At 51.2% G+C, this 4,210-nt stretch carries 3 protein-coding genes; 1 reads left to right on the forward strand and 2 read right to left on the reverse strand.

The features are described 5' to 3' along the window. On the forward strand, window positions 1-912 hold a 912-nt coding region (locus NCN04_RS08725), incomplete at its 5' end, for a DUF8648 domain-containing protein (RefSeq protein WP_502988772.1). Here NCN04_RS08725 and NCN04_RS08730 read toward each other — a convergent pair. Beyond that, window positions 909-3,560: an AAA family ATPase gene (locus tag NCN04_RS08730; RefSeq protein WP_250395829.1), complete on the reverse strand. Its 2,652-nt coding sequence runs from the start codon at window positions 3,558-3,560 to the stop codon at window positions 909-911. The two genes, NCN04_RS08725 and NCN04_RS08730, sit on opposite strands and share 4 nt — an antisense overlap. Further along, on the reverse strand, window positions 3,551-4,210 hold a 660-nt coding region (locus tag NCN04_RS08735), incomplete at its 5' end, for a metallophosphoesterase family protein (protein ID WP_502988773.1). The genes NCN04_RS08730 and NCN04_RS08735, both read right to left, overlap by 10 nt.

Consider the following 4,210-nt stretch of genomic DNA (forward strand, 5'->3'; position numbering starts at 1 on the left):
CGTTTGCTGGATCGCCTTTCACCCAATATTCAGGTTTCACCAGGTGTTCACAACGTGGAAGGCCAGTACATCAAGGCCGCTAAAAACATGGCGTCTGTGTTTGCAGGCTTTGGGTATTCGTTTCACAAACAGAATCCAGGCGTTTTGCCTACTTTGCTGACGCTTCTCTTGGATCAATGCTTGGATCAAGCCGCCACGGTGTCGATGGCGCGCCGCGATCGTCAACGGCTCTATAACCGACAGCCTTTTTCCCTCACGGAATTGGGGTATGGGGTGCCGAGGATTGAAGCGGCCCTTGTGCGAGAAGGGGATATGGAGAAGGTTCGGGACCATACCTTTGCCCAGCTCACCGCCATGGTTGCTGATGTTCGAGGCAGCATGATGATGCCCGTTTCAGGTAAGCCAACGCGGAATTTTCAAGTTGGTCAGGTGCTCTCAGACCACATGCGTCTTGAGCAACGCTGTCCGGAGAGCATGGAGGAGCTGGAAGGGTGGTGTGAAGCTGCTGGTTTACGTAAGGGTGGCTTAGAGGGATTGAAAGCCTTGCGTTATTGGCCTCAAATTGCCCGCAAATATTCCATTCCTGTTCATGATGCATCCATGATTAATTTGCTTTATATGGCTATTTATGGTCGACAAGCAACTAAAGATGTTGCTTTTTCAGTCATGACTGATAGCCGGCAATTGTCTACCTATTGCCAGGAATCTGTTCGGCCCTCCCACAGCCGACGCTACGCAGAAGCTCTGCAAAATCTGGATCTGCCTGAAGCGATGGATCTCATTGTTAATGCAGTGATTGCCGATAATGCACGACGCTTAATTCGGGGCGATTCAGGCTTTGAAGATATGGAGGTTGATGATGATCCTCCTGCCTACCTTCGCGCCATGAATGTTATTGAAAATGCGCTTTAATCAAGCATGATTACTTTGTTGGCGATAGATTTGTAGGGGTCGGGATCACAGCTCAGAACAACGATCTGTAATCCTCTTGAAACGGCTTCCTGCAGCATCTTTAGAACTCCCTGCAGGCGCTGAGCGTCAGTGTTGGTGAAGGCGTCGTCGAAGAGCAGGGGAAGGCAGCCCCCATGACGTTCTTTGAGGGTGTCAGCGATGGCAATGCGTAGGGCTGCATTCAATTGTTCTTTCATCCCCCCGCTGAGTTGGTTAAAGGCAAAGAGTGTGCCCTCGCGATGTAAACTTAGATCTTTTAAACCATCTTGTGGGTCATAACTCAGGGAACAGCCTTCATTTGGATTTTCCAGTAAGGGTTGCAGGACCTGATTGATATTTGATTTCAAAGGATTGGAATAGCGCTGAGAGAGATCGTTGCGGGCTTTTTGAAAGCGTTGTAGTAGATGGCTACGGGCACTGATCAAGAGTGCTTCTTGTTGTTCAGCTTGCGTGGCTAAGTCGAGCTTTGCTGAAGCTTCGGCCACTGCTGAGTGGAGATCGCTTTGCCCAAGAGATTCGCATCGTTCTAAGAGTGCACCACGCTGGACCCCAAGCTCATGACGCTGTTCTCTGAGCTGATGCTCTAAGCGATCTAGCGTCTCTAATTCTGCTTTTGGGTCGGAGTTTTTTGAGGATGGGATTGGTTGTCGAAGTTCCTGAATGTTGGCTTGCAATATTCGTTGCTGAGATGTCAATGTTTCGATCGATTGTGTGAGTTGTTCCAGAGATCCCACCTCTCTTTCAAGTGATTGATGTTGGTCAATGCGTTGCTTTTGCTCTGCTTTGAGTCGCTCTTGTTGAAGGAGCTTTTGTTGCCATTGTTTCTGTTGAACATCATGATGAGCCTCTAGTAGGCGAACTTGTTTTTGATGAGTATCGCTTTGGTCTTTTAGCTTTCGGTAGTGAGTTCGGCATTGATCCAGTTCTTTCTCATGATCTGAATCTGTTTTTAGATCTTTGGAGGGAAGGCCTTGATTGAGTGCGTCCAACTGGAGTCGTAAATCTTCGAGGTTGGGTGCTTGTTGTTCTGCAGGAGGGGCGAGTTGGGTGAGTTGGGCTTTGATCAACGCTTGTTCTTGGAGAAGAAGGTTGCGTTGTTCATTGCGTTGTTGAGCTTCTTCAAGGGAGCTTGCTTTCCACTTTTTTAATCCAGCTTTCAACGCGATTTGAAGGGATTTTTGTGTCTCCTTGAGTGGGGCAAGTCCTGTGCCTTCACCAGGGCTGATCTGAAGTCGGACCTGCTCTCCCACGTCAATCCGGAAGACACCTGCTTGCTCACACGATTCACCTTCCTTCAGCTGTGCCCCCTCAATGGCAATCGTTTGATCTGCAGATTCCACCAACACGCTTGTGGCCATGCTTTCGATGCGGATGGCTATGGCCTGAAGCTCTTCTCGCGTTTTGTTCAGTTGCTGAAGGTCTTGGGCCGTACCGCCTTCGATGTTGTTGAACGCCACATTGAGTTTGTGATGTTCTGCGGTTAAGCGTTGTCGTTCCTCATGTTGGCGATTCAGCCTCTCAAGGCGTTGATGAAGTTCATCGCGGTCCTTTCGTTGTCGAAGCAAAAGGCCTTGCTCTTCCAGGTTTTGTCGTTGTTGTTCGAGTTCTTCGCTCCGTTGCTGTGCCTTTTTGATGTGGTTCCTTTCCGCGTTGCAGGTCGTCTCCAAGGCTTGGAGTTCACGCCCCAGGTTGGCCAGGTTGAGTTGACAGGCCGTACTGTCTGCCGAAAGTTTGCGAAGAGTGGTGCAGCTTCTTTCGAGTTGTTGTTGCTGCAGGGTGAGTGGCTTCAATTGTTGAAGTGCTTCCTGCAGTTGAAGCAAGCGTTGGCGCTGTCGGCGGAGCTCAGGTAATTGCTCGAGTTCCAGGTTGCGCAGCTTGTCTTCAACCCGATCAAGCTCCTCACAGGACAGCTCAAAGTCCTGGAGTTGTTCAAGGCTTTCAGTGTGACGCTCCTTGGCCGCTTGAAGAGCCTCTTGACGCTTCCAAAGTTCGCTTTGGTGACGCACTCCTCGGCTACTCAAGCTTTCAGACACCAGGCGTTCGAGTTGGCTGTGAACCCGTTGATCCAGTGGCGACTGCAGTGATTGCTCGGCCTGTTGTTCCAAGCATTCGATTAAATTATTGAGGTCGTAGTGGTCATGACTGAGGCTCAGCAAGTCGCGACCTGATTCGCCCTGCTTCACCCAAAGATGCGCCCAGCGGCTGGGCAATGTCTTGTTGACCTGCCTGCTGTTGAGGATCTCGTCAACGCCGAGCAGATGGGCTAATTGATCCTCAGCTGCTGATCCAATCAGGGCCACCTGTCCCTTGGTTTCCAATTGGGTGGTGCCACTGGGACCGCTAAAGCGTTTGAGAAGGGTCCAGTGTTGGTCGCTGGTTTCAAATTCCACCTTGATTTGGGGATGGCCGGCATGAAGCTGGGACCGCAAATCCTGCACTGCCGTCCCGCTGGAGGCAGCACGCACAAACAGCGTTCGATGCAGAGCCTCGACCAAGGAACTTTTGCCACTTTCATTGGCTCCGCCAATGACCGTTAACCCTGGAGCAAAGTCCAGAGCCAAGTTTTGATGGCGGCGAACGCTTGCGAATTCACTGCGAATCAGCCGCATGAGGCCTCCTGCGCTTCCGCTTCTTCCAGCACAATCCTTTGCAGTTCAAGCATCGCTTGTTCGAGCATGGCTCGATCCAATCCCTTGTCTTCAGCGTTGGAGGTGCTGTTGGCTTCCAGCTCAGATGCAAGATCTTTCGTGATGCCCTGGATTAATGGCGCATCGTCGCGTTGCAGAAACGTTTGAAATTCTCCTGGCTCAGGCCTGCGATCGGGCATCCCGCGGATTCTGAGGTGGAGCAGTTGTTGCTCTAAATCTTGTAACAGCTGTTGCAACTGTTGATGCTCTTGAAAAGACAGTTGGCCGCTTAGCTCAATCCTCAATAAATCTTTCCCAACCTTGCGCCCCACGCAGGATTCGATCGTTGTTTTAAGGCGTTGAAGATCAGCCCCACTGCTCACCTTGGACTCGATCCTGTGCCAGGAGATGGCACCGATTGGAATTGGTGTGACCTGCGGGGGGTGGTGTCGTTTGAGGTCAACCAGAAGTGCTTGCGAGCGTTGGTCTTGATCACTGGTGGGGAAACGATCGGGTTCAGGGGTGCCGCAATACCAAGCGCGCGGGTTGAGTTGAGTTAGGGCATGCCAATCCCCCAGAGCGATGTAGTCCACCTCTTGCTCAGGCCATCGATTGTGATGCAGTTGGTTGAT

Source organism: Synechococcus sp. MU1655 (assembly GCF_023630655.1).
Taxonomy (GTDB): Bacteria; Cyanobacteriota; Cyanobacteriia; order PCC-6307; family Cyanobiaceae; genus Synechococcus_C.